This window comes from Ancylomarina sp., assembly GCF_041555295.1.
Classification (GTDB): domain Bacteria; phylum Bacteroidota; class Bacteroidia; order Bacteroidales; family Marinifilaceae; genus Ancylomarina.
In genome coordinates this window covers 1-1,951 of sequence record NZ_JBFFKR010000445.1, presented here as the reverse complement: position 1 = coordinate 1,951, position 1,951 = coordinate 1, and the positions used below count along the sequence as shown (strand labels likewise).

2 protein-coding genes are annotated in these 1,951 nt (G+C 32.5%); both read right to left on the bottom strand.

Annotated elements, in window-relative coordinates; translation table 11 throughout:
• Positions 1-210: 210 nt before the first annotated feature.
• Complete coding sequence (locus ABY905_RS16935) at positions 211-555, bottom strand: DUF5655 domain-containing protein (RefSeq protein ID WP_372646024.1); 345 nt, start codon at positions 553-555, stop codon at positions 211-213.
• Between the two features lie 84 nt (positions 556-639).
• Positions 640-1,951, bottom strand: a 1,312-nt coding sequence (locus ABY905_RS16930; protein ID WP_372646022.1) for a carboxypeptidase-like regulatory domain-containing protein, incomplete at its 5' end; no start/stop codon positions are given.

The window sequence follows — 1,951 nt, the reverse complement described above, 5'->3', positions numbered from 1 at the left end:
TTTGAATTGAATATCTGTAGGGCGTTTGAATCCTAAATTTTCTAGGTTGTTTTTTACCTCTGGACTAAAACTATATTGATCGAATCTCATTGATGTATTTCTGAATTTACTTTATAAAATAGCGAGGGTTGCTATCTGAATTTTAATGGGACAAAGATACAAGAATCTTTTGATGTATAATGAGCTTCTTTTTTTGATTAAGGATGAGATTCATCTTTTGTTAATCAATTCATAGGAATCTCTGATCCAAATCTTAACCTGATTGTCAAATTCTGAAAGTTCACTGAGTGTAATGCGATGTAATACACGGTTTTTAGAAATCCTTTGGCATAAAAAAATCGGAAAGAAATCGTCTTCTCTGTCTAATTGGAATTCAAGTTCCAAACGGTCTCGTTTTGTGGTGATGGATAGAAATGTAGAATTTGTATTAATTTGAACACAGGTCTTAAGGAAGATAACATCAATTGCTTCAAAGTTTTCTATGTGGGAGAGTAGGGCTTCGAAAACAATTTGAACTTTCTCATTCATTTTCTTTGTATGATATGTCTTATTCATAACATAGCACGAATGATATTGATTTGTACTTTTAAATGTTCGCTTGCAATTTGGACAGATCCACACTGGCATAGAGCTCAATTATTAATCTTCTTTTTTTGCTACTTGTAGCATGTTAGCATTAATTCTTTTTAAAGCTTGTTGTATGCTCTCTTCTGGTTCAATATAATTTTGACTTCCCCAAAAATATGAATCATAAGGCAATCTGGATTTAGACATCACGGTGTTTGGTCGTAAGCGTTCTTTGTATTTGAATCGTTCAATATTAGTGGTATCAACTTGAGTAATTGCCATTTCAAAACTGGTTTCAAATGTTTTGGCAAAGAATTTACGTTTATGTCGAACTTTAAATTTGAGGTTGCCTTTCGTGTGATTTAGGTAATATTTGCCATTGATGTTTTTATACGATACAATATATTCAATTTTGAGTGGACGTACTTTAGTTTTTGAAGATTTTTTTGCTACAAACTGATGCTTTGTTTCGCCAACTCGAGTTAAAGGGTAAGAAAATTCAGCTCTAATTATGGCTAAACTTCTTGTGTCAATATATAAATCGCCTTGCATTAAGGGATAACTCAGCTTGACTTTGGGTTGAAAATGAATGATATAAACAGGGTGGTTGTTGTAAGAACTAATATCATCCAAATGGAAGTCATAAGAATGCAAGTTCTCAGGATCCAGAAAGTCAATTCTGTTTTTTACGATATCAAGCTGTAGACAGCCTTCAACACCTCCTTTTAAACGTAGAGACACGGTATCTAAGCGATTAGAATCATATATCTTTCTTGATTGGAAAACTTTAGCCATATCAAGTCGATTAGTAGGTTGATAGGATGATTTGTAAATATCAAGAATGGATTCCAGATAAATCATGTAGTTTCTATTCTTACTAACTGATTCTCTATAGAATGCAGTTAGTAGACTTGGATTCTTAGGGTAATTCTGATTTATGTTATTGATAGCTGACTTTATTAAAGCCAGAGGATCTGTATTTCTAATAACAACTTCTTGCAAAGAAATATGACTCTCTATAAGCTCAACTGTAATCTCGTCACTCGTAATTTGATTGAGGGGGATTTCTGAATTGTTAAAGCCGATGAAAGAAACTGTGAGAGTGTCGTTAAAGTGCTGAGTCTGGATGTTTAATAAAAATTCACCATCTATATTGCTAATTGTACCGATAGATTTACCCCGTATACCGATACTTGCATAGGCTAATGCATGTCTGTTTTTCTTGTTAAGAATGCGGCCTTTAATTTTTTTGAAACTTAATTGAGGTTTTAAAAATTTCTGAGCTAGGTTCTTTTTTTGTTTAGCAGGAACTATTATAATCTGTTTGTTTATAAGTTGGAAATCTAAAGTCGTATCAGGAATGATTTGTCTTAATACATTGTAT

Bases quoted from the DNA above. Each gene is read 5' to 3' on its own strand.
- ABY905_RS16935 (WP_372646024.1), bottom strand. From the start codon at position 555: ATGAATAAGACATATCATACAAAGAAAATGAATGAGAAAGTTCAAATT.